The organism is Photobacterium sp. DNB22_13_2 (assembly GCF_052873915.1).
In genome coordinates this window covers 16,292-39,358 of sequence record NZ_JBNNXU010000010.1, presented here as the reverse complement: position 1 = coordinate 39,358, position 23,067 = coordinate 16,292, and the positions used below count along the sequence as shown (strand labels likewise).

Below are 23,067 nucleotides of genomic sequence, written 5' to 3'. Positions count from 1 at the left end.
GTATAGGCTGCCACACTGCAATATCAAGCAAAGATCACCTTGACCGGGTGGGGTTGGAATCGACGCAACGGCTAAACCACGACACGTCGGCGTAGCCCAATAACCATACTCAGCAATACCAAGCTACCGGTACCTATCGTGCCGCCACCGCTACTGCTATTTCCGCCGCTGGCGACCGACTGAGAGCCTTCGACGGCATCACCCGCCCCATCGTAATTAGCGAGGAAGGGATCAACGGCAAACTCCGGTGTCACCTGATTGAGGAAGCCCTGGCCTATTTCTCCCTCCAGCCAGGTCGTTTGACCTGCCACTTCCGAATAGACACCCGGCAATCGCCCGGCACATCCTTCTCCAAAGCTGACCAGCCCAACTAAGCGCAAACCAAAGTCGCTATCTCCAGCGGCAAGCGGATCCTGCCACACCAAGGGGCCTCCCGAATCACCAAAACAACTGTCTCTGCCGAGCGTAGGCGATACCGAACCTGCACAGAGAAAAATCTCAGATTCGCTACTGTTAATATTGCTCCCCCACATGGAGTTACAGATATTGTCCGGTACCCCTGAAAGCAAGGTTTGCTGAAGCCGAGTTGCCCCAGAGCTAGAGTCACTGGCATCGGTACTCCCCCAACCGGATACCAACAAATTGGGCTGGCGATCACTGTCTGTTACCCAACCATTGGCAAACGCCTGATCAGCACGTTGCTGTTGCTCAGTAGATGCAAGACGGATTGGCAAAGCGTCGTCCGGCAGGGTGCTGGACAATTTGAGGATAGCAATATCGTTGGCAAACCGGGATGAGTTGTAGTTGGGATGGAGTACGATTTCACTCACTGACACAGAGTTTAGCGAGCCCGCACTGAATATACTGGTGATACCTGCCCAGACCCGAACATTCTCGGGCTTGACCGTCTCGCTACCGTTACGCATACAGTGGGCGGCGGTCAATACCACATCGGCACTGATGACAACACCACCGCAGATAAATGTCCTTTCGTCCGATCCTTCGCCGAAGGTCATATTAAGGTAAGCCTGCCAAGGGATTTCATTCGCTCCCGACTCAATTCCACCAATGATTTTGGCTTGTGGAACGGGGTCATCGCCGTGTACATAGAATGGAAACACCATCGCCCAAGACAGCAAAATAAACAGCAGCTTACGCATCAACTCATTCCTCTACAGCATCATTTTATTGAGTATACGACACAATCTCTTTTTTAACTTATGAGAAACAAATGAGAAACAGGGAAATAACTTGCAAGTTCTTTGACGGGTGTCATAGGTCGTGCAGCCAGGATTGGCTACATTCATAGAGAAAGCAAAAAAAAGGAAGTTATGAAGCCTGCAATGCGGGCAATAACAACAAATAATTTACCGTTATTGAGGAGGCTTTATGTTTACCGTTTCCGACATGATGACGCCCTGCCCCCATACCTTGACCGCATCCCACACTCTGGCCGATGCCAAGCGGATAATGGCAAAACATCATATCCATCATGTTCCTATTACCGACAAAGACAACCACCTTATTGGCTTGGTTAGTCAGCGAGATATCTTGTCGGCACAGGAGTCGAGTCTTGAACAGATCTCTAAAAGCACCTTTATCTCAGCTCTGGACATCCCCCTAGAGCAAACCATGCACCGTAACCTGAGGAGCGTCGAACCGACGGCTGGGCTGAAAGAAGCTGCGCTTTACATGCAGAAACACCAGATTGGCTGTTTACCCATTGTCGACCACAATAAACTAGTAGGGATCATCACTGATACCGACTTTGTCTCCATCGCCATCAATTTACTGGAGCTGCAAGAAGAGGTCGAACCGATTGAAAGCGACTCTGCATCCACCTATTGAACATCATCCAAGCACTGTGCCAGAAAGCCCAGCAACATCTAACCGCGCATGAACTTTCTGGCCCATCTCCACCTTGCCCAGCAATGCAATAGTCACCTTGCGGGTAATTTATTAGCCGATTTTGTCAGGGGCGATCCCTATCGGCAGTTCGACCAAGACATCGCCGATGGCATCAAGCTTCACCGCTTCGTCGATAGCTATATCGATGCTATGCCGGAGGTACGCCAATGCCGACAACTGTTTGGATCGGACACCCGTCGGGTCAGCGGTATTGCCCTCGATATGGTCTGGGACCACTTTCTGGCCCGTCACTGGCAACAATTCCACCCCCAGACACTGCCTGAATTTGTTCGAGAAGCCAGAGCAGTAGTCGAGCAATATCAGTACAATATGCCAGAGAACTATCTCCTTACCATGAGCCGAATGTGGCAGCAAAACTGGCTACTGCAATACCAGCACCCCGAGTCATTGGAAACCTCCTTAACCCGGATGGCCAGCCGTCGACCCAAACTCCACCAGCTCGCCCTTACCCCTGCGGTATTAATGACGCACTACAACCAGCTTGAGCACCAGTTCTTTTCAATCTACCCGCAAGTGGAGCTAGCCGCACGGGGTTTTCAGCCTAACAGCAAGCAGCCCACGAGTCCGCCCAAAAGCTAAATTGTGTTGTAAAACCAAACTGTATGGATAAAAAAAGAGCGCCGTCTAGGCGCTCAAAAATCAAATTAGGTTTGTAACAATTGCTAGGAGGTTAGGTGTATCGGTTATTTAAACTGCTCTTCTTCTGTCGAGCCGGTCAAGGCCGTAACAGATGAATTGCCACCTTGGATGGTATTAGTCATCTTATCAAAGTAGCCAGTGCCCACTTCCTGCTGGTGAGCGACAAAGGTATAGCCTTTATCTGCCGCTTCAAACTCTGGACGCTGAACCTTCTCAACATAATGACGCATACCTTCACCCTGAGCATACGAGTGTGCCAGTTCGAACATGTTGAACCACATGTTATGGATCCCCGCTAGGGTGATGAACTGGTACTTATAGCCCATGTCCGATAGCTCCTGCTGGAACTTGGCAATGGTTTCTGCATCCAGGTTCTTCTCCCAATTGAAAGACGGCGAGCAGTTGTAGGCCAACAGCTGGTCTGGGTATTGGGCATGGATAGCCTCGGCAAACTTACGTGCCTCTTCCAAGCAAGGGGTTGCCGTTTCACACCAAATCAAATCAGCATAGGGTGCATAGGCAAGGCCACGGGCAATCGCCTGATCAATACCGGCACGCACGCGGTAGAAGCCTTCTTGGGAGCGCTCACCGATAATAAAGTCTTTATCGTATGGATCGCAGTCTGAGGTCAGCAAGTCAGCCGCATTGGCATCAGTACGGGCAATGACTAAGGTGGTAGTACCTGATACATCCGCAGCCAGACGTGCCGCAACCAATTTCTGTACCGCTTCCTGAGTCGGTACGAGTACTTTACCGCCCATATGACCACACTTCTTCACAGACGCGAGCTGATCTTCGAAGTGTACACCTGCCGCCCCAGCATCAATCATATTGCGCATTAGCTCATAGGCATTCAGTACACCACCGAAGCCAGCCTCAGCATCCGCGACAATTGGTAGGAAGTAATCAATACCTTCTTCTGGCGAACTACCGGTTGACCATTGGATTTGATCCGCACGGCGGAATGAGTTGTTGATACGCTTAACCACTGCCGGTACAGAATCCACCGGATACAGTGACTGATCAGGGTACATGCTTGAAGCCGTATTATTATCGGCAGCAACCTGCCAACCTGAGAGGTAAATCGCTTCGATACCCGCTTTTGCCTGCTGTACAGCTTGACCACCGGTCAGCGCGCCCAAACAGTTAACGTACCCTTTTTTCGCGTCACCGTTGACCAGATCCCACAGTTTGTCGGCACCACGCTGCGCGATGGTATTAGCCGGGGCAAAAGAGCCACGTAGGTTAATGACCTCTTCAGCGGTATAGGTACGCTTAACATGCTTCCAACGTGGGTTTTCCGCCCAATCCTTTTCCAATGCTTCAATTTGTTGCTGGCGAGTCAATGTCATAATGATGTCCCTCGTTTCATTTGGCGATAATCCGCATCACATTTTGTTATTGGCGTAACTGACTTTTTATTGGCCCGATAAGCCTGAACTGTCACGGGCCTTTTCTCATTATTGGCTTTCTGATGTTGCTAGATGTTGTTAATAGGTCTTACTAATTCTTTGGGGGCTACCTATCCGCCGCTATGGCAGATATTCATAGCCCGGCAAGGTCAGGAAGTTAACCAGCTCATCACTGGTGGTCAGCTGTGACATCAATACCGCAGCCTCGTTGTACCTTCCCTGTTGGAAATGCTCACTACCCAATTCTTGCTCAAGCACTTGCATCTCTTCTTTCAGCATTTGTTCAAACAGCGCCTTGGTTACCACACTGCCATTACTTAGCGATTTACCGTGCTTGATCCATTGCCAGATCGAAGCGCGTGAGATTTCTGCGGTCGCCGCATCTTCCATCAGGCCATAAATAGGCACGCAGCCATTTCCAGAAATCCATGACTCGATATATTGCACGGCGACACGAATGTTATGACGCATACCTTCTTCGGTTCTGCTTCCTTGGCATGGCTCAAGCAGCATGTCGGCGGTGATAGGAGCATCGTCGCTACGTGAGATGTCTAGTTGGTTAGTCCGTGCTCCCAGCACCTCGTCAAATACCGCTCTGGCGGTGCCAGCAAGCCCTGGGTGGGCAACCCAAGTCCCATCATGGCCATTGTTGGCTTCCAATGACTTATCAGTTTGGATTTTGTTGAGTACCCATTCATTGCGCTCAGGATCTTTGGATGGGATAAAGGCGGCCATCCCCCCCATCGCAAATGCCCCGCGGCGGTGGCAGGTTCTGACCAGCAGCCGTGAATAGGCATTGAGGAAAGGTTTTTCCATCGTCACGACTTGGCGATCCGGTAAAATGCGATCGGGATGATTACGTAATGTCTTGATATAACTGAATATATAATCCCAGCGACCACAGTTAAGCCCCACAATATGTTCTTTAAGGCTGTAGAGGATTTCTTCCATCTCAAATACTGCTGGCAGAGTCTCAATCAGAACGGTGGCTTTAATCGTCCCCCTGGGTAATTCAAAGTTATCTTCGGTGTAGCTGAATACCTCACTCCACCATGCTGCTTCCTGATAAGCCTGTAGCTTAGGAATGTAGAAATAAGGGCCACTGCCTTTCTCCAGCAATTTCTGGTAGTTATGGTAGAAATACAAAGCAAAGTCGAGCAGGCAGCCTGGAATGGGCTCCCCCTGCCAAAGCAGGTGTTTTTCAGGTAAATGCAAACCGCGCACCCGGCAGATCAGCACCGCAGGGTCATCGTTAAGTTGATATTGCTTGCCTGACTCGGGATTGGTGTAGGAAATCGTGCCGTTAACGGCATCTTTGAGGTTCTGCTGCCCGGCGAGCACCTCACCCCAAGCCGGTGCGAAGGAATCTTCAAAATCGGCCATGAATACTTTGACATCAGCGTTGAGCGCATTGATCACCATCTTGCGCTCGACAGGGCCAGTGATCTCAACACGGCGATCCTGTAAGTCCTGCGGGATATTTTGAACGGTCCACTCGCTGTTTCGGATTTCAGCGGTGTCAGGCAGGAAGTCTGGCAGGCTACCTGCATCAATCGCAAGCTGACGATGTTCTCGCGTTGCCAGTAGCTCAGGAACCCTGCCAGCAAAGCGCTGTACTAGCCCTTCCAAGAAAGCTAAGGCTTCATCATTGAGGATGTCAGCCTGCTCTGCCGATAACGGTGTCTGTAGCGATAGCTTCACTTCATGGTTAGTAGACATATCGTTTTCCATTCCTCACGCTCCCTTACGAATGTAACTTAATCACCACCCAAACCAAGTACGCTTTCGTCTACACGCAAACAAACTTGACCTTAACGCCCTATTTACGTTGCCGTAACATACGCCCAATTGCAAGACATGACAATTTAAGCCCGCTAGTAATAACCCACTCACAACCATTAAAAACAACAACTTACAAAAAGTAGAGCAATAACTCAAAACACTGAATTGAAACAAATTTCAGGCAAAAACTCGGTTTTCATTACCAAATCTTAATTCCCGCCATTTCGTAACCACTTACGTAATTAGATTACATAAAACAACAATTCAAACACTTGTACCGATCTGCGTTTCAAACATACATGTTTTCTCCAAAAGCCGTTATGTGCTTAAAAAATAATCGTTAAATACGTCATTATGTCTATTTTTTATACACAGGAAGCATAGTCCCTTAATCAACAGGTTTCATTTATTTTTAGAGCGAAACATAATAAACCTACAAATTAAAGGCAGTTTCATCAGATTGGATAGTTGGAAAATACCAACAAGGAATGGGGAATTAGCATTTTGTGCTGAGATAGGTGGTTTTATCCAAGCACTTAATTTACAGAAAGGAAATAAGACAAAGAAGCCGCAAAATTTGCGGCTCTATACTAAAAATGATGACAGAATGAAGTGCTTACAGTAATTCTTCGACAATATCAGCAAGTTGATGGAAGGTGCGGGTACGGCTGGAGGTCGGCCGCCACACCAAACCAATTTCGCGGTACGCCTCCTGACCGGGAGGCTCAACCACAACCAAATTTTGGTTATGCAGCAAACCATGATCAATAGCCATCTGCGGGATAAAAGTCGTTCCCAAGCCATTGGCAACCATTTGCACTAACGTGTGTAAGCTAGTTGCTGTAAACGGGTTGATCTTCTCTTTCGTAGTCAGTTTACAGGCCGAAACTGCATGATCGGTCAGACAGTGCTCTTTTTCGAGCAAGAAGACTGACTCATCAGGTAAATCAGCATAGCGCAATGGCGTGGTGACTTGCTCCGCCTGGTTACGGCTAATCACCATCTTGAACGCATCACGACCAACTACTTGGCTATGCATGCCTTTAATCTCTACCGGCAAAGCTAAGATCAGAACATCCATCTCGCCATTACGCAGTGCTGCCAGCAAGTTGGTCGTAGTATCTTCGCGTAATAATAAGTTGAGATTAGGGTGCAAGCGATTCACTTCCTGTACCAAATCACAGAGCAGGAAAGGAGCGATTGTCGGGATACACCCCACCCGCAACTGGCCTTCCATGCCATCTCCCGTACAATTTGACAGCTCCATCAAATCTTGGCTTCTGGCTAGCAGCTCCCTACTGCGGGCGACAACATCTTCGCCAGTCGAAGTAAAGACCAAAGACTTATTGTCTCTTTCAATCAGCTGACAACCTATCAGCTCCTCAAGGTTCTGCACCCCTGAGCTCAAGGTCGACTGACTGACAAAGCAACGCTTAGCCGCTTCACCAAAATGTCGAGTTTCAAATAAAGTCACTAAATAGTGCAATTGTTTTAGAGAGGGAAACTTATTCATCGTATTTTTCGATTACATCAATCTATTTATTCCGCTTTTTCCAATCTAACAGTTTCGTTATAGTTTGTCTCGTCCAAACAAGGAGCCAACCGAAAGGTCGGCGACAAACCGAATATTTTAGGAGCACCAAAATGGTACTAGTAGGTCGTCAAGCACCAGATTTTACTGCTGCAGCTGTTCTAGGTAACGGCGAAATTGTTGATAGCTTCAACTTCGCAGAGTTCACTAAAGGTAAAAAAGCAGTAGTTTTCTTTTACCCACTAGATTTCACTTTTGTTTGCCCATCAGAACTAATCGCTTTTGACAAGCGCTTTGAAGATTTCCAAGCGAAAGGCGTTGAAGTAATCGGTGTTTCTATCGATTCTCAGTTCTCTCACAACGCATGGCGTAACACTGCTGTTGAGAACGGTGGTATCGGTCAAGTTAAGTACCCACTAATCGCTGACGTTAAGCACGAAATCTGTAAAGCTTACGACGTTGAGCACCCAGAAGCAGGCGTTGCTTTCCGTGGTTCTTTCCTAATCGACGAAGACGGCCTTGTACGTCACCAAGTAGTTAACGACCTACCACTAGGCCGTAACATCGACGAAATGCTACGTATGGTTGATGCGCTAAACTTCCACCAGAAAAACGGTGAAGTTTGCCCAGCACAGTGGGAAGAAGGCAAAGCCGGTATGGACGCATCGCCAAAAGGTGTTGCTGACTACCTATCAGAGCACACTGCAGACCTAGCTAAGTAATTAGCAATTAACACCATGCTCACGGTGTTAATCAGGCAACAAACGCAATAGCGTAAAGCCAAAGTCAGCCAATAGGCAAAAATAGAATGAGGCCCGGACACACCGGGCCCTTTTTGCATCTGGGCTATGCCATTTTACCCACCTTCCACCTTCCACCTTCCATTCGATTTTTGATCTGACTAATCGTCTCAAAACCCAATATCGTCTACACTGCTTGTCACCCAATCCTTTGTACAGTCGTTGCCATGACCGTTAACCATATTGAAGTTTGTATCGACAACATTGAATCACTCCACCTTGCCCAGCAAGGCGGTGCCACCCGTATCGAACTCTGCTCTTCACTCGCGCTTGGCGGGCTCACTCCCAATGCAGGGTTAATGAAGCTTGCCGCCAAACACGCCAAAGTGCCAGTTTATGCCATGATCCGCCCACGCCAAGGGGACTTCTTGTTCTCGAGCCAAGATAAAGAAATCATGCTGGCAGATGCCCATACCGCAAAACAGGCTGGACTCGACGGACTGGTGATCGGTGCACTTAACAACGACAGTACCGTTGATGAGGATTTCCTTGCCGAACTCAGTCGTCTAGCTAACGGAATGGGACTGACCTTCCATCGTGCGATCGACCAGTGCCTAGATCCAATGGCTGCCTTGGATCTCATCATGAAGCATAACTGCGAGCGCGTACTTACCTCCGGGCTTAAAGCCAATGCCTTCGACGGTATCCCGATGCTGCGAAAAATGGTAGCGCACTGTGGTGAACATGTGGCGATTATGGCCGGTGCTGGTGTCAATGCCACCAATGTCGTGCAAATCGTTCAGCAAGCCGGCGTCAGAGAAGTGCATTTATCGGGTAAATCCACCCGCCCTTCCCAGATGCGCAGCTATGCCGATTCAGCCCATATGGGCAATGCCGAGATCGATGATTTCGCTATCCCGGTCACAGCACCTGAGAAAATCGCTGACGTGGTTCGCGCATTAGTTGCTCTTTAAAAGTCACCGTGGTTATTTTTGCCTTTCGAGGCTATCTATTGACCCATATCAATCTGGATAAGTCGTTGATCTCGTATTTATCTAGATTGGTAGAATAGTGCTATCTACATCAAGCAATTCACCATCCCATTCGTCAAACCCCAGTTTCCGAGTTACTCTTTTGTTATCAAATTGAAGCAAAGTAGAGACTCGCTATGCCTTATACCCCGCCGAAGAAAAAACTCAAAAAAAGCGATTACGATGCCGAGTTGGAGCGACTGCAAATTGAATTGGTCAAGCTCCAGGAATGGATCAAACAAGAAGGGCTGAAAGTCGTTGTGGTCTTCGAGGGGCGGGACGCCGCCGGGAAAGGCGGGGTCATCAAGCGGATCACTGAAAAGCTCAATCCACGGATAAGCCGTATTGTCGCTCTGGCGACCCCCACCGAGAGAGAGCGAACTCAGTGGTACTTCCAACGCTATGTTGCGCACCTTCCAGCAGAAGGTGAAATGGTGCTATTTGATCGCAGTTGGTACAACCGCGCCGGTGTCGAGCACGTGATGGGTTTTTGCACCGATGATGAATACGAGGAATTTCTTCGATCCTGCCCCGAGTTCGAGCGGATGCTCAAGCGATCCGGTATTATCTTGCTCAAATATTGGTTCTCGGTCTCGGATGAGGAGCAAGAAAAGCGTTTCCTTGAGCGCATCAATACCCCTATAAAACGCTGGAAATTTAGCCCAATGGACTTGGAGTCACGTAGTCGCTGGGCCGCCTACTCTGCCGCCAAAGATCGGATGTTCGCTTACACCGATACCAAGCAGTGCCCTTGGTGGGTCGTTGATGCCGATACCAAAAAGAAAGCCAGAATCAATTGTATCTCCCACCTCTTGAGCCAGATCCCTTATCAAGATATCCACTATCCAAACATTAAATTGCCAGAAGTCAACAAAGAAGGCTATGTTCGTGTACCTGAAGAGAACCAAACCTTTGTTCCCGATAGATTCTCGGATGAATGACGTTGAAAGCTATTTCAATATGTTCAACATCAATAAAACGATGTTTTTCATTTGGGGTGAGGTAGTATGTTTGGTGTGAACAATACGTATTGAGGATATGATGAAATTATGGCCAAGGATCTAGCTGCCAATCTTGATTTAAACCTACTCAAAACCCTGCTGGTTATCTATCAAGAGCAGAACTTACGCAAGGCCTCAGAACGGTTGTTCGTTACTCAACCAGCAGTTAGTCATGCGCTGCAAAAGCTGCGTTTGCACTTCAATGATGAGTTGTTCACCAAAACCCGAACAGGTCTGACACCCACTCCGTATGCCGATCAGTTATGCCTTGAGCTTTCACCTGCTCTCGATGGGCTGTTCAAAGCGGTTAATACCAACCAAGAGTTTGACCCGCAAAAATTAACAGGCAAACTGAAGATAGCCTTGGCCCCCCAATATATCTACGCGTTTGGCAGCAAGTTGTATTTATTAATCCAAGAGCAAACACCAAATTGCCAGGTTGAGATCATCAGCTGGAGTGCAACGACCTTTCCAGATCTACTAAATGGTAACCTACAAATTGCCCTTAACTATGATATAGACAACACCAGCAAGGAGCTGTATCGCCAAACTATTCCTGGTGATAAGGGGGTGATCATTGTACGTAGGGATCATCCTTTTAATGAAGCGATGATGAGCATACCCGATGCAAAAGATGAAAGCTTTGCCTGCCTAATCGTACCGGAACGCAATGAACAGGTAACTGATGTAGAGAAATACTTTGCTTACCATAACTTAGAGGCAAATATTAGCTTTCGTTCCACTTCACCGGAAACGATTTTACAAGTAGTGAAACAAACCGATTTACTGTTCCCGACGCTGGACATCATGATTACCGATGATAATCCAGACTTTCGAAAAATTGAGCCATATGTTGACTTTCCCGTAGCCAATTTCGCCTCTGTGTGCTTCTACCACCAATCAAAACATAAAGACCCGTTGACCCAATGGTTGTTTGAACTCATCAAGCAATTACACGATGAACATCAATAGCCCAACTCATTGCAATAAGCACCATGAATAACAGTGTTCAGATTTAGTAATTAGCGAAATAACAAAGCAAAATTTAGTATTTACCTCGCTGGCAAGGAAAGCCCGGCATCACAAAGTCAGATTCTTTGCAGCAGGTAAATAATGAAAAAAACACTACTCACTCTATCGCTCGTTGCCCTGTTTTCGTCGTCAGCCTTTGCCAACAAGCAAGGCGCTTATATCGGTGCAGACATTGGTGCCAATTACGTCGGTTCCTACTACCTAGACAGCAATATTGGTTTGGTCGCCGGATATGACTTTCAGCTATCACCGAAAATTATTGTCGGCATTGAAGGTGAATACCGCAATATGGGCAGTGACAGTGCCTTTGATGGAACGTCAGGAATCAACATCGGTGCAGATGTCAGTGCCTCTTCCTATGGCCTTAACATCAAGCCCAAGTATTACTTCACCGACAGTTTTTACGGCGCAGTTATGATCGGTATGCACCGTATCACTTACAAAGAGAAGCTCACCATCGACAACGACATCTTAGGTGGCAAAGAGACAGCCAATGGCTTTGCCTTTGGTATCGAAGGAGGTTATGAGCTGAACCGTAATGTCAGTTTCCGCGGTGGCATCAAGTCTGCACGAGCCGATGTTCTTGGCTACGACACCGAATTCGGCACCGTTTACATAGGTGTGAACTACAAGTTCCACTAAGTCTTGCACTCATTCAGTTATCAATAAAAACATCGTGCAATAAGCATCGCTTATCAGCCTTATCAATCGAACTAATTAGATAATGTACGGTGTTCAATTTAATATTTATCGCATTGGAAGAGCTAACGTTCATCTGTGCGAACCAACACTTATTACAAAATTTAGAGACCTATTATGAAAAAGACCCTTTTTGCTCTGACTATCGCTTCAATTCTTTCAGCGCCAGCTCTGGCCTCTAAAGAAGGTTTTTATGTTGGTGCCGACATTGGTTCTAACAAAATTGATGGTGAATCTGTAGATGCCGGACTTGGCCTTGTCGGAGGGTACAATTTCCAAATTTCACCACAGGTTGTGATTGGTGTTGAAGGTGAATACCGCAACATGGGTGAAGAAAAGTTCAGCGAACAAGGTTATTCAATCAAATATAAAGCTCACTCATTCGGCGTCAATGTTAAACCTAAGTACTACATCAACGATAACTTCTACGCAGGTGCGCAGCTAGGTGTTCACCGTGTATCTGAAGAACTAAAAGATAATATCGATGTTGTTAACTTCGACGAAACGAATACTGGCATTTCATACGGGCTAGAAGCCGGATACGACTTTAATAACAATGTCACAGTCAAAGGTGGTTACCGTGGCACATCGACCTCTGAGCTAGACTACGATACCTTCTACATCGGTGCCAACTACAACTTCTAAACTCCCCCTCCTAGATTAACCTGACGGCGTCTCGCCGTCAGGTTTACTGCTTATAACTCAACATAGAAAACCTACTCAATGAAATTACGTATTGCATTGCTACTTGCAACCTTACTATCGACAGGTGCTTTTGCTAGCTCAGTAGAAGGTCCATATGCTGGTGTAAAACTTGGCTTTACCGATTACAGCAAGGCAACGATTGCCGGCCAATATGGTTTAACGGCAGGTTATGCTTTTGCCATTGATCCTAGAGTTTCATTGGATATCGAACTCAATGCCATTGAATTAGGCGATAGCATTTTCTTCAGAGGCTTTAGCGGTATCAACTACAAAACCTATAGCTACAGTGCCGTTTTGAAACCTAAATACCACTTTCTGGCGCTTGGTTACCAGCCAGCTTATGTCGCTGCCGTTTTTGGGATGAGTAGGGTCGAGGAGAGTCGGAAATACTATATTGGTGGAGGTGAGTATCAAAAAGATCGCGACTATGACACTACGGGCATCTATGGTTTTGAGGTAGGCCGTGAAGTAACACTTAACCTCAATATTGTCGGTTACTTCAATTACCAAAAAGCAAATATGTTCGGCGAAGATAACTACTATAGAAGCTATGGGTTTGGTATTAATTACAAGTTCTAAGTAGCGATATTCGCCCCTAATTTCGCAAGGGCGAATAATTGTTATTTGGGTATCACAGAAGATCTATTTCAAAATATTTTCGATCTCTTCCTGGCTAGTATGGCGAATATCTTTACCTTTCACGAAGTAGATAATGTATTCGCAAATATTCTGGCAGCGATCCCCGACCCGCTCAATTGAGCGTGCCGACCACATCACCTGAAGAACATTGGGGATCGAGCGTGGATCTTCCATCATATACGTCATCAACTGACGGATAATTGCTTCATATTCACGGTCAATACGGTCATCTTCCTGATAGACCTCAATCGCTGCTTTAACATCCATCCGGGCAAACGCATCCAACACCTCGTGCAGCATACGTACCGCACTCTGACCCAGAGCTTCCAGCGAAACCAACAAGTTATATTGCTTGTTGGTGAAATTTTCCAACGCCACTTTGGCAATACTTTCGGCTACATCACCGATACGTTCAAGATCGGTAATGGTCTTGATGATCGCAATCACCAAACGCAAATCACTGGCCGTCGGTTGCCGCTTGGCAATGATACGGGTACAGGCTTCATCAATAGCCACTTCCATCGCATTGACCTTATGGTCATCTTTAATAACGCGACGCGCCAGTTCGATATCTTGCTTGTGCATAGCCTTGAGCGCATCAGCCAGTTGCTGTTCGACCAAGCCGCCCATTGCCAGTACATAGGTACGAATACTTTCTAGCTCAGCATTAAACTGGCCTGAAATATGACGGCCAAGGCTCAAATTATCTAACATTACGTTCTCCTTAACCGTATCGGCCCGTGATGTAATCTTCGGTCCGTTTCTCTTTTGGGGTGGTGAATATATCATTGGTACTGGTGTATTCCACCAGCTCTCCCATGTGCATAAAAGCCGTGTTATCGGACACCCGCGCGGCCTGTTGCATGTTGTGGGTAACGATAATTACCGTATATTTGGTTTTCAGATCGTTAATCAACTCTTCGATGGTCAACGTTGAAATCGGATCCAGCGCTGACGTTGGCTCATCGAGCAATAAAACTTCCGGCTCAATTGCTATCGCCCGGGCAATGACCAAACGCTGCTGCTGGCCGCCGGAAAGGCCGAAGGCATTTTCATGCAGACGGTCTTTAACCTCATCCCACAGAGCTGCACCACGGAGCGAACTTTCCACAGCATCATCCAATACCCGGCGATCTTTGATCCCCTGCAGTCTAAGGCCATAAACTACATTTTCGTATATGGACTTGGGGAATGGATTCGGTCGCTGGAACACCATACCAACCCGGCGGCGCAGCGAAGCAACATCGACTCTGCCGTCGTAGATATTCTGCCCGTGTAACATCACCTTGCCGTCAACCTTACAGCCTTCAACGAGCTCGTTCATACGGTTGATACAGCGCAGCAATGTAGATTTACCACAGCCTGAAGGACCGATAAATGCCGTCACCTGGCCTTTGGCAATCCGCATGTTGATATCATACAGGGCCTGATGGGCACCATAGTGGAGATCCAGCCCCTCAATTGACAGCGCCGTTTTCTCTTCCGGTAACGCTGACAAATCAACAGGCTCAAACAGGCCAATTGGGGAATTAATTGAAAACATACTCTTTCCTGAATCTCACTATTGCTCCAAGGAGCGGAATTTTTCACGTAAGTGGTTACGGATCCCAATGGCTGTCAGGTTCAAACCCACAATAACGGTGACCAACAAAAATGATGTGGCATACACTAGCGGTCGTGCCGCTTCCACATTCGGACTCTGAAAACCTACATCATATATATGATAACCGAGATGCATAAATTTTCGATCCAAATGCAGGTAAGGAAATTGGCTGTCGATCGGTAACGACGGTGCCATCTTTACCACCCCCACCAGCATCAGAGGCGCAACTTCACCAGCAGCTCGGGCAACCGCCAAGATCAAGCCCGTCATAATCGCAGGGCTTGCCATCGGCAAAACAGTCCGCCACAAGGTCTCAGCCTGAGTCGCACCCAAAGCAAGAGAGCCATGACGGATCGACGTCGGGATCCTGGCCAAGCCTTCTTCGGTCGAAACAATCACCACCGGCAACGTCAAAATCGCAAGGGTCAACGCCGACCATAAAATACCCGGCGTACCAAATGTTGGCGCAGGTAGCTGATCAGCAAAGAACACATCATCAATTTGTGCCCCGACAATATAAACAAAGAAACCCAGTCCGAAGACGCCGTAAACAATCGACGGTACACCCGCCAGATTAATCACGGCAACCCGAATTAACTTGGTAAATATGCTTTTTCCCGCATATTCATGAAGGTAGACTGCTGCCAACACCCCCAACGGAGTCACAATCACACTCATCAACAACACCATGAACACGGTGCCGAAAATAGCCGGGAACACACCACCTTCGGTATTAGCCTCTCGGGGATCATCACTGACAAAGTGGCCTAACTGGCTGAACCAATGACCAAACTTACCGGCGGTCGTAAAGTCATTGGGGAACCATAGATCTAAAATCTGCTCGAGCGGCAGCGTAATTTCCCGTCCCGTCATCTCCCGGACTATCAAACTATCACGACTGAGCTGCTGATGAAGCGTTAACAACTGTTGCTCGATTTGGACAAACCGCTGCTCTAGTAACTGCCGTTCGCCAATCAGTTGTGAAGGATCATCATACTGACGAGCCTTAGCATTAAGCAGCTCAAACTGTTGGTTCAATCTCACCAGTTCCGATTGCTCAATCTGGCTAATTAAATCACGAACAATATTGGCTTGCTCTAGGCTGTGCTCAATCTCTTCCAGCGGGATCTCCACACCATCGTCGATGAGACCGACCGGGAAACCATAGAAACGACCATTCTTCAGCCGCTCTATCACGGCGACACCTGCAGCCGGCTCTTGGCTGACAATATGTGGACCCAGTATGGTTACAAAGTCACTACCCAGCACATCCCGGTTACCGGTTTTGATTACGTAACGAAAAACAGTATCACCATCAAAATCAATGGTATTGATACCTGCCTCTGTCAGTTGGTTAACCGGAACCGTTTTACGCTCATAGATCTCACCAATAACGGTACTTTGGTGACCGTTTTGCTGGATTTCAAATTGATAAACAGGCGCAGGCCAGAAGTAACCTAGTCCTTTCCAACCAATCAATAGCAATAAGCCAAGCACCACGATCAAGCTCAGGCTAACAGCGCCTGCGGTTAGCCATATCCAAGGTGCTCCTGATTTTAACCACCTATTCATTCAATTCGTTTCATTGTTATTAATGTTCCCAGATCATTCATCGATGCCTACTCAGTAATAAATTACAGTGAACTGTATTTTTCACGTAGACGCTGGCGTACTAACTCAGCCACGGTATTAAACATAAACGTAAAGACGAACAGCACAAAAGCGGCCAAGAACATTATCCGATAATGGGAACTGCCCACTTCACTTTCCGGCATTTCAATGGCGATTGTCGCTGACAATGTGCGCATTCCTTCAAGAATATTCCAATCCATGATCGGGGTATTACCAGTGGCCATCAGCACAATCATGGTTTCACCGATCGCTCGTCCGAGCCCCATCATAATGGCCGAGAATATACCCGGACTGGCTGTTAACAGCACCACTCGTGTAAGCGTTTGCCAATGGGTCGCCCCCAAAGCCAGTGAGCCACTGGTCAAATGACCTGGCACTGAAAAAATCGCGTCTTCGGCAATGGAGAAAATGGTCGGAACCACAGCGATCCCCATCGCAATCCCTACCACTAAGGCATTGCGCTGATCATAACCAATCCCCCACTCGTCGCTCAGGTACGCCCTAACATCTCCAGCAAACCACATTTGTTCAAGCCAAGGACTAAGATCAAAACAGGCATAGGCTATCAAAACAATAACCGGCATCAGTATGAGAACATGAAAGCCATTCGGGACCCTACTTCGCCAACTGTCCGGTAACAAAGACCAACCAATCCCGGCCAACAGCATACCCATAGGGAACATCACCACCAAAACAACCATACCAACCAAATGGGATTCCACTATCGGTGCCAGCCAAATACCGGCAAGAAAACCGAGGATAACGGTCGGTAACGCTTCCATCAACTCCACGGTAGGCTTCACTATGCCGCGCATCCGCGAAGACATAAAATAAGCAGTGTAGATCGCTCCTGAAAGCGCAAGCGGAACCGCAAACATCAAACCATAAAGTGCTGCCTTCAAGGTGCCGAAGACCAGTGGTACCAAGCTTAACTTAGGTTCAAACTCATCACTGGCCGATGTCGACTGCCAGACATAGTCGGGCTCCGGGTAGCCTTCGTACCAAATCTTTTGCCATAGTGATGCAATGCCAATTTCCGGATGGGGGTTATCGACATCAAAAACCTGCCAATCATTGTCCTTGTGAGCAACCAGGCGATCTGCTCGTGACGAAATCACTATCTGCTGCGGCAGACCATCAGCAAAAACCGGATCGCGGTATATCGCCCCTTTTACTGTGGTATAAAATGCCGATAATTCTCCGTCCTGCTGCAAAGCAAAAAAGCCCTTGCGGGTATATTCCGGGATCAAAGCGGCTACCGGACTGTCACCAACCTCAAAGTCACGGGTTTTTACCAGCGCTCGCTTACCGTCTTTACGTGTTTCAAACCATTGGGATAACGATTGATCACTGTGGCTGATAAGCAGGGAGTTGGCACCCGATAGCAATGCCAGCTGTTGCGCCTGATTTCCTGTTGGCTCAATCTCAACCACTTCACGCACCCAACCTGAAGTACTGCCAAACGCGACAACATACACCTTTTCACCCGCGAGGACATAGGCCGTACGGGCATCAGGTGTCACTACAATATCTTTGACAGTAGTTGGCAACCCGCTGATAGCAAAGGAGGAAGATTGCCAGTCCGTCCCATTGACACCCAGCACATTGCTGTTTTCAGTAAATAACGCCACTCTGGCCCGGCCATCAGCAGTGATCCCGATAATAATCCCCCGCTGCCCACGGACCGAAGCCGCTAAGGTAACAATCGGTTGGCCTTTAGGGTCAAGTTGAATCCGGTTATGACTTAATGGATAGCTCAATGAAAGGGCGCTATCACCCGGTGCTGTAACCAAAAAGGGTTTAGCAATCAGCACCTCACCAGACTCTCCTCCCAACGCGTATAACCTGTCTGCTGGGAGCGTACGGCCAATACTGGCCACATTGTCGAGAAGCTCAATCTCGCCGACAACTTCACCCGCAGCAGTTCCGGTAAGGCTTATCGCACTCAGGGAGCCGTCAGCAGCAAGGCGATACAGATGATCATTATTGTCACTGACGCGGATATCAGCGGTTTTGTTGATAAAAGCGGTGGTGAATTGCTGCTGGGGGATCACCTTGACAGATGAGAAGATAGGCAGGATCACATACAGGAGATAGAAAAAAATCAGAATGAGGGTAACAAGGACAAAGATCCCACCGGACGTCACACCATAACGAACCAATTTATCTTTTACCTTACGGCCAGGACTCTCTCCCATCAATATCGCACCGGCCTTTGCCATCATTACCTCAATAAATTTACACGTTTACTAATAATATTTCCTTTAGATGACAATTATATGACAAGCCGCCTCCTCCGTCATGTCGGGCACATAGACATAAATGACATAAAAGTGAAATAAAAAATATTTATTATTCAATTCTGTGATTTCGTAAAAAATTCAATATCTTGATCGGTCTGTTAGCCTAGACACACACTTCACATGCTCACATAATAGTCAATATAGAACGGGCAATGACGCCTATGGGTATAAGGACATCGTTATGAAGCATCTGATCATCACTGTCATCGGCCAAGATCGCCCTGGCTTAGTAGAAACGCTGTCAGACGCGGTTTATCAAAACCATGGCAACTGGCTTTCAAGCAGCCTCAGTAAGTTAGCTGGCCAGTTTACCGGCATCCTACAAGTAGAAGTCGCCGAGCAATATGTCGGCGTGCTCAGTAATGCGCTCAAACAGCTTGATGCCCTTCAAGTTCAGGTGGTCGAAGAAGAAAGCAAAACCCTGCAAACTTCCGTTGTGCACCATCTGTTGGTCACGGGTAATGACCGCTCAGGTATTGTCAAAGACGTCACGACCAAGCTCAACCAGCTTGGGATAAATATTCACAAACTCAAAACGCATTCTGACAGTGCACCCAACTGGGGCTACCCTATTTTTTCGGCCCGCTTCCAATTGGAGTTGCCAAGCAGTTTAAGTATTGAGTACGTCCAAGAAGAGCTAGAAAAGATCGCCGATGATCTCACTGTAGATATCGACGATAACTGATCCCTCTTATGCCCCATTAGCAAGTAGGATAACAATGAGCGCAGAACCACTCTACACCGACAAAGAACTGAGTTGGCTATCTTTTAACGAGCGCGTGCTGCAAGAAGCCGCAGATAAGTCTGTCCCGCTGATTGAACGGGTCCGTTTCCTCGGTATCTACTCGAGCAATACCGATGAGTTCTATAAAGTGCGCTTTGCGGATGTCAAACGCCGTATTCTGATCAACGAAGAGCAAGGCAGCAATGACCGGGCCAAGGATCTATTGAGCAAGATCCAAAGCCGGGTACTCAAGCTAAATCAGGATTTTGACACCCTGTACAATGAAATCCTGCTGGAGATGGCAAGACGTCATATCTTTCTGGTCAATGAGCAACAACTCGATGACCACCAGCAGGTCTGGCTGAGAAAGCACTTCCGCACCCGTATTCTGCCCCATGTCACGCCTATCTTGCTGACCGACGATATCGATCTGCTGCAATTCCTGAAAGACGAGTATTCCTATCTTGCCGTAGAAATGCGTCAAGGCAATAGTAAGCGTTACGCCCTGATTGAAATCCCAACCGATCAACTGCCGCGCTTTATCCAATTGCCTGAAGCCAAAGGTAAACGACGCAAAACCCTTATCTTTCTCGATAACATCATCCGCTTCTGCCTCGACGACATATTCAGTGGCCTGTTCGAATACGATGAGCTGTCCGCCTATGCGATGAAAATGACCCGTGATGCCGAATATGACTTGAGCCTAGAGGTTGAACATAGCCTACTCGAGCAGATGTCTGAAGGCCTAGATCAGCGCCTGACTGCTATGCCGGTCCGTTTTGTCTACCAACGCGATATGCCTGCCGATATGGTCGACGTACTCTGCGGCTTACTGAAAGTCTCGAGCTACGACAGTATCATTCCGGGCGGACGCTATCATAATTTCAAGGACTTCATCGGATTCCCAAATGTGGGCCGGGACTACCTTGAGAACAAACAGCTACCAGCACTAGAAAGCACCCAGTTTGTTAATGCTCGCAATGCCTTCGATGCGATCAAGAAGCAAGATATCCTGCTGTACTACCCGTACCACACCTTCGGCCATATGACTGAGCTAGTTCGCCAGGCCTCCTATGATCCGAAAGTACGCAGTATAAAAATCAATATCTACCGCGTGGCAAAAAACTCACAAATCATCGAATCGATGATCGATGCAGCCAATAACGGTAAACAAGTCACGGTAGTGGTCGAGCTTCAGGCTCGGTTTGACGAAGAAGCAAATATCGAGTGGGCCCGCCGTCTGACAGAGGCGGGTGTACAGGTACTCTTTGGCGTGCCGGGACTCAAGATCCACTCCAAACTTTGTCTCATTACCCGCAAGGAGGGTGATGATCTGGTGCGCTATGCCCACCTCGGTACTGGCAACTTCCACGAAAAAACAGCACGGATCTATACCGATTTCTCGCTGATGACCTGCCGCAAGGAGATCACCGATGAAGTTCGGATGGTATTCAACTACATCCAAAACCCTTACCGCCCGGTAAAATTCAACCACTTGATTGTTTCGCCACGCAACTCCCGCTCACGTCTCTATGACTCAATCGACAGGGAAATTGCCCATGCCAAGCAAAACTTACCATCCGGTATTACACTAAAGGTGAACAACCTTGTCGATAAAGGTCTGATTAACCTACTTTACCAAGCCAGTAATGCAGGTGTGAAAATCAAACTGATTATCCGTGGCATGTGTACTTTGATCCCGGGGATCAAGGGGATTAGCGAGAATATCACGGCGATCAGTATCGTCGACCGTTTCCTCGAACACCCTCGGGTCGTCGTCTTTGAGAATAACGGCGAGCCTGATGTATACATTTCTTCTGCCGACTGGATGACGCGAAACATCGACAACCGGATTGAGGTTGGCTGCCCAATTTATGATCCGGAGCTGAAAAAGAAGATTATCGACATACTCAATATCCAGCTTTCTGATACCGTTAAGGCCCGTATTATTGATAAAGAAATGTCCAATCAATACGTTCCGCGAGGCAATAAACGTAAAATTCGCTCCCAGCTAGCGATCTACGACTACCTCAAGCAATCAGAAAAACAGCTTAAGAAAAAAATTAAGAGCGAAAGCAATACATGACAGAACCTGTACGCCCAAGAGAAGTCGCTGCGATAGATATTGGCTCGAACAGTTTTCATATGGTGGTTGCCCGTATTGTCGGGCAAAGCCTACAAATCATCAGCCGTCACAAACAGCGTGTTCATCTGGCCTCCGGGCTGGACGAACACCAAAATCTCGATCAGGCCGCTATCCAACGCGGTTTGAATTGCTTAGCAATGTTTGCTGAACGCCTGCAAGGATTTGAGCCGGAAAATGTTCGCATTGCCGCAACGTACACGTTGCGTCAGGCAAACAATGCCCATGTCTTTCTCAAACGCGCTGAGACCCTGATCCCCTATCCGATAGAAATCATTCCTGGTACTGAAGAGGCCCGTCTGATCTATCTGGGGGTCGCCCACACCCAGCCAGACAACGGACAAAAGCTGATTGTCGATATCGGAGGTGGTAGTACCGAACTCGTTATTGGTGATGGCTTTACCCCTCAACTGGCTTACAGCAAACACATGGGCTGTGTCAGCTACAACAAGCACTACTTTGCCAAAGGTAAAATCAGCAGCAAGAACATGACAGCAGCACAGCTTGCCGCACAGCAAAAACTCGAAAGTATTGCCAGTAAATATACCCGTAAAGGTTGGCAAACGGCCGTCGGCTCATCGGGGACCATCAAGGCGATCCGAGAAGTGCTGATAGGCCAAGGGCACAGTGATGGGGTGATCACCGCCAAGCGCCTGCAGCAGCTTTATGATGCCATCCTCAAGTTCAAAAATTCGGATGATCTCGATTTTGTCGGCCTCAGCGATGACCGCAAACCGGTCTTTGCTGCCGGGGTCGCCATTCTCAGTGCTGTGTTCAAGTCGCTGAATATCAATGAGATGATCTTTTCAGATGGTGCCCTGCGCGAAGGTTTGCTGTATGAAATGGAAGAGCGCTTCCGCCACAGTGATATTAGGGTCAGAACAGCAACGTCAATGGCCAAGCAGTACAACGTCGATATCGCCCAGGCCAACCGAGTCAAGGCAACCGCTGAACAGCTGTACAACCAAGTTGAGCCGCAACCGGGCTTAACCAAAGTCGAACTGGCAACCCTGCTCAGCTGGGGAGCATTACTTCACGAAGTGGGGCTGAGCATCAGCTACCCCGGTTTTCACCGGCATTCAGCCTACCTGCTGCGCTTCAGTACCATGCCGGGGTTCAACCTCGAGCAACAAACTGTGCTGGCGACTTTGGTTCGCTTCCAGCGCAAGAGCTTGAAATTGGATGAAATGCCGGAATTGAGTATCTATAAGCGCAAGCACCTCTACCCGCTGATCCGCACCCTCCGGTTGGCCGTCGCACTCAATGGCCAGCGCAGTGACGAGTCATTACCAGCGATCACTGTCGATGCTGATAAGGAAAAATGGCAACTGACCTTGCCCGATGACTGGGAAGAGAGTAACCGCTTACTAGCCGCCGATTTGCGCCAAGAGCAGGAATACTGGCGTAAAGCAGGTTGGGAGTTGGGCCTTAGCCCAGAGAGCAAGTAGCTGCCAAGTCCTCCGACTAACAATAAGAAGTCTGTAAAAAAGCCGGAGGTATGACTCCGGCTTTGTTATCTTCA

At 47.9% G+C, this 23,067-nt stretch carries 20 protein-coding genes; 12 read left to right on the top strand and 8 right to left on the bottom strand.

What is annotated here, in order from left to right:
• Nucleotides 1–71: 71 nt before the first annotated feature.
• A complete protein-coding gene (locus tag ACVA58_RS15340; protein WP_446511293.1) occupies nucleotides 72–1,160 on the bottom strand; it encodes a S1 family serine peptidase in 1,089 nt (362 codons plus the stop codon).
• A 229-nt stretch (nucleotides 1,161–1,389) separates the two neighbouring features.
• On the opposite strand from ACVA58_RS15340, the gene ACVA58_RS15335 reads away from it, so the two are divergent.
• Together ACVA58_RS15335 and ACVA58_RS15330 are read left to right on the top strand one after the other, a co-directional pair.
• A complete protein-coding gene (locus ACVA58_RS15335) occupies nucleotides 1,390–1,848 on the top strand; it encodes a CBS domain-containing protein (RefSeq protein ID WP_255040624.1) in 459 nt (152 codons plus the stop codon).
• Nucleotides 1,849–1,896: 48 nt separating this feature from the next.
• The gene (locus ACVA58_RS15330) at nucleotides 1,897–2,508 is read left to right on the top strand and encodes an acyl carrier protein phosphodiesterase (RefSeq protein ID WP_446511292.1); all 612 of its coding nucleotides are present in this window, start codon (nucleotides 1,897–1,899) and stop codon (nucleotides 2,506–2,508) included.
• A gap of 104 nt (nucleotides 2,509–2,612) precedes the next feature.
• Here ACVA58_RS15330 and aceA read toward each other — a convergent pair whose 3' ends face one another.
• The 3 genes from aceA to ACVA58_RS15315 form a co-directional block, all read right to left on the bottom strand.
• A complete protein-coding gene (aceA, locus tag ACVA58_RS15325) occupies nucleotides 2,613–3,920 on the bottom strand; it encodes an isocitrate lyase (protein ID WP_446511291.1) in 1,308 nt (435 codons plus the stop codon).
• Nucleotides 3,921–4,100: 180 nt separating this feature from the next.
• Nucleotides 4,101–5,699, bottom strand: a complete 1,599-nt coding sequence (gene aceB, locus ACVA58_RS15320; protein WP_446511290.1) for a malate synthase A — start codon at nucleotides 5,697–5,699, stop codon at nucleotides 4,101–4,103.
• 679 nt (nucleotides 5,700–6,378) lie between these two features.
• Nucleotides 6,379–7,275, bottom strand: coding sequence for a hydrogen peroxide-inducible genes activator (locus tag ACVA58_RS15315; protein ID WP_446511289.1), 897 nt, complete (start codon nucleotides 7,273–7,275; stop codon nucleotides 6,379–6,381).
• Between the two features lie 131 nt (nucleotides 7,276–7,406).
• Here ACVA58_RS15315 and ACVA58_RS15310 point away from each other — a divergent pair, with 131 nt between their 5' ends.
• The 7 genes from ACVA58_RS15310 (at nucleotide 7,407) to ACVA58_RS15280 (ending at nucleotide 13,080) form a co-directional block, all read left to right on the top strand.
• Nucleotides 7,407–8,015 carry a peroxiredoxin C gene (locus ACVA58_RS15310; RefSeq protein WP_446511288.1) on the top strand — a complete coding sequence of 203 codons (609 nt, stop codon included), beginning with the start codon at nucleotides 7,407–7,409 and terminating at the stop codon, nucleotides 8,013–8,015.
• A 245-nt stretch (nucleotides 8,016–8,260) separates the two neighbouring features.
• Nucleotides 8,261–9,007, top strand: a complete 747-nt coding sequence (locus ACVA58_RS15305) for a copper homeostasis protein CutC (RefSeq protein WP_446511287.1) — start codon at nucleotides 8,261–8,263, stop codon at nucleotides 9,005–9,007.
• A 194-nt stretch (nucleotides 9,008–9,201) separates the two neighbouring features.
• Entirely contained in the window at nucleotides 9,202–10,005 is an 804-nt protein-coding gene (gene ppk2, locus ACVA58_RS15300) for a polyphosphate kinase 2 (protein ID WP_446511286.1), read from the top strand.
• Nucleotides 10,006–10,113: 108 nt separating this feature from the next.
• On the top strand, nucleotides 10,114–11,037 hold the full coding sequence (locus tag ACVA58_RS15295; protein WP_446511285.1) for a LysR family transcriptional regulator: 924 nt from the start codon (nucleotides 10,114–10,116) through the stop codon (nucleotides 11,035–11,037).
• A 141-nt stretch (nucleotides 11,038–11,178) separates the two neighbouring features.
• Nucleotides 11,179–11,739 (top strand): outer membrane beta-barrel protein, encoded by a 561-nt coding sequence (locus ACVA58_RS15290; RefSeq protein ID WP_446511284.1) that lies wholly within the window; start codon nucleotides 11,179–11,181, stop codon nucleotides 11,737–11,739.
• Nucleotides 11,740–11,913: 174 nt separating this feature from the next.
• Entirely contained in the window at nucleotides 11,914–12,441 is a 528-nt protein-coding gene (locus tag ACVA58_RS15285) for a porin family protein (RefSeq protein ID WP_446511283.1), read from the top strand.
• Nucleotides 12,442–12,519: 78 nt separating this feature from the next.
• Nucleotides 12,520–13,080: an outer membrane beta-barrel protein gene (locus ACVA58_RS15280; protein WP_446511282.1), complete on the top strand. Its 561-nt coding sequence runs from the start codon at nucleotides 12,520–12,522 to the stop codon at nucleotides 13,078–13,080.
• 63 nt (nucleotides 13,081–13,143) lie between these two features.
• Here ACVA58_RS15280 and phoU read toward each other — a convergent pair whose 3' ends face one another.
• The 4 genes from phoU to ACVA58_RS15260 form a co-directional block, all read right to left on the bottom strand.
• The gene (gene phoU, locus ACVA58_RS15275) at nucleotides 13,144–13,854 is read right to left on the bottom strand and encodes a phosphate signaling complex protein PhoU (protein WP_446511281.1); all 711 of its coding nucleotides are present in this window, start codon (nucleotides 13,852–13,854) and stop codon (nucleotides 13,144–13,146) included.
• A 10-nt stretch (nucleotides 13,855–13,864) separates the two neighbouring features.
• Nucleotides 13,865–14,683, bottom strand: coding sequence for a phosphate ABC transporter ATP-binding protein PstB (gene pstB, locus ACVA58_RS15270; protein WP_446511280.1), 819 nt, complete (start codon nucleotides 14,681–14,683; stop codon nucleotides 13,865–13,867).
• 18 nt (nucleotides 14,684–14,701) lie between these two features.
• Nucleotides 14,702–16,315: a phosphate ABC transporter permease PstA gene (gene pstA, locus ACVA58_RS15265; protein WP_446511279.1), complete on the bottom strand. Its 1,614-nt coding sequence runs from the start codon at nucleotides 16,313–16,315 to the stop codon at nucleotides 14,702–14,704.
• Nucleotides 16,316–16,377: 62 nt separating this feature from the next.
• The gene (locus tag ACVA58_RS15260) at nucleotides 16,378–18,600 is read right to left on the bottom strand and encodes an ABC transporter permease subunit (protein ID WP_446511278.1); all 2,223 of its coding nucleotides are present in this window, start codon (nucleotides 18,598–18,600) and stop codon (nucleotides 16,378–16,380) included.
• A gap of 259 nt (nucleotides 18,601–18,859) precedes the next feature.
• Between ACVA58_RS15260 and ACVA58_RS15255 the strand changes: the two genes are divergently transcribed.
• The 3 genes from ACVA58_RS15255 to ppx are packed head-to-tail and all read left to right on the top strand — an operon-like array spanning nucleotide 18,860 to nucleotide 22,993.
• Nucleotides 18,860–19,363, top strand: coding sequence for a glycine cleavage system protein R (locus ACVA58_RS15255; protein ID WP_446511277.1), 504 nt, complete (start codon nucleotides 18,860–18,862; stop codon nucleotides 19,361–19,363).
• A gap of 34 nt (nucleotides 19,364–19,397) precedes the next feature.
• The gene (gene ppk1, locus ACVA58_RS15250) at nucleotides 19,398–21,488 is read left to right on the top strand and encodes a polyphosphate kinase 1 (protein WP_446511276.1); all 2,091 of its coding nucleotides are present in this window, start codon (nucleotides 19,398–19,400) and stop codon (nucleotides 21,486–21,488) included.
• Nucleotides 21,485–22,993, top strand: coding sequence for an exopolyphosphatase (gene ppx / locus ACVA58_RS15245; protein WP_446511275.1), 1,509 nt, complete (start codon nucleotides 21,485–21,487; stop codon nucleotides 22,991–22,993). Before ppk1 ends, ppx begins: the two co-directional genes overlap by 4 nt.
• Nucleotides 22,994–23,067: the final 74 nt, after the last annotated feature.

Coding starts and splice junctions, on each gene's coding strand:
- ppk1 (WP_446511276.1), top strand. CDS start 19,398: ATGAGCGCAGAACCACTCTACACCGACAAAGAACTGAGTTGGCTATCT.
- ACVA58_RS15285 (WP_446511283.1), top strand. CDS start 11,914: ATGAAAAAGACCCTTTTTGCTCTGACTATCGCTTCAATTCTTTCAGCG.
- ACVA58_RS15260 (WP_446511278.1), bottom strand. CDS start 18,600: ATGATGGCAAAGGCCGGTGCGATATTGATGGGAGAGAGTCCTGGCCGT.
- ACVA58_RS15295 (WP_446511285.1), top strand. CDS start 10,114: ATGGCCAAGGATCTAGCTGCCAATCTTGATTTAAACCTACTCAAAACC.
- ACVA58_RS15340 (WP_446511293.1), bottom strand. CDS start 1,160: ATGCGTAAGCTGCTGTTTATTTTGCTGTCTTGGGCGATGGTGTTTCCA.
- pstB (WP_446511280.1), bottom strand. CDS start 14,683: ATGTTTTCAATTAATTCCCCAATTGGCCTGTTTGAGCCTGTTGATTTG.
- phoU (WP_446511281.1), bottom strand. CDS start 13,854: ATGTTAGATAATTTGAGCCTTGGCCGTCATATTTCAGGCCAGTTTAAT.
- ACVA58_RS15310 (WP_446511288.1), top strand. CDS start 7,407: ATGGTACTAGTAGGTCGTCAAGCACCAGATTTTACTGCTGCAGCTGTT.
- ppx (WP_446511275.1), top strand. CDS start 21,485: ATGACAGAACCTGTACGCCCAAGAGAAGTCGCTGCGATAGATATTGGC.
- aceB (WP_446511290.1), bottom strand. CDS start 5,699: ATGTCTACTAACCATGAAGTGAAGCTATCGCTACAGACACCGTTATCG.
- ACVA58_RS15335 (WP_255040624.1), top strand. CDS start 1,390: ATGTTTACCGTTTCCGACATGATGACGCCCTGCCCCCATACCTTGACC.
- pstA (WP_446511279.1), bottom strand. CDS start 16,315: ATGAATAGGTGGTTAAAATCAGGAGCACCTTGGATATGGCTAACCGCA.
- ACVA58_RS15330 (WP_446511292.1), top strand. CDS start 1,897: ATGAACTTTCTGGCCCATCTCCACCTTGCCCAGCAATGCAATAGTCAC.
- ACVA58_RS15315 (WP_446511289.1), bottom strand. CDS start 7,275: ATGAATAAGTTTCCCTCTCTAAAACAATTGCACTATTTAGTGACTTTA.
- ACVA58_RS15255 (WP_446511277.1), top strand. CDS start 18,860: ATGAAGCATCTGATCATCACTGTCATCGGCCAAGATCGCCCTGGCTTA.
- ppk2 (WP_446511286.1), top strand. CDS start 9,202: ATGCCTTATACCCCGCCGAAGAAAAAACTCAAAAAAAGCGATTACGAT.
- ACVA58_RS15280 (WP_446511282.1), top strand. CDS start 12,520: ATGAAATTACGTATTGCATTGCTACTTGCAACCTTACTATCGACAGGT.
- ACVA58_RS15305 (WP_446511287.1), top strand. CDS start 8,261: ATGACCGTTAACCATATTGAAGTTTGTATCGACAACATTGAATCACTC.
- aceA (WP_446511291.1), bottom strand. CDS start 3,920: ATGACATTGACTCGCCAGCAACAAATTGAAGCATTGGAAAAGGATTGG.
- ACVA58_RS15290 (WP_446511284.1), top strand. CDS start 11,179: ATGAAAAAAACACTACTCACTCTATCGCTCGTTGCCCTGTTTTCGTCG.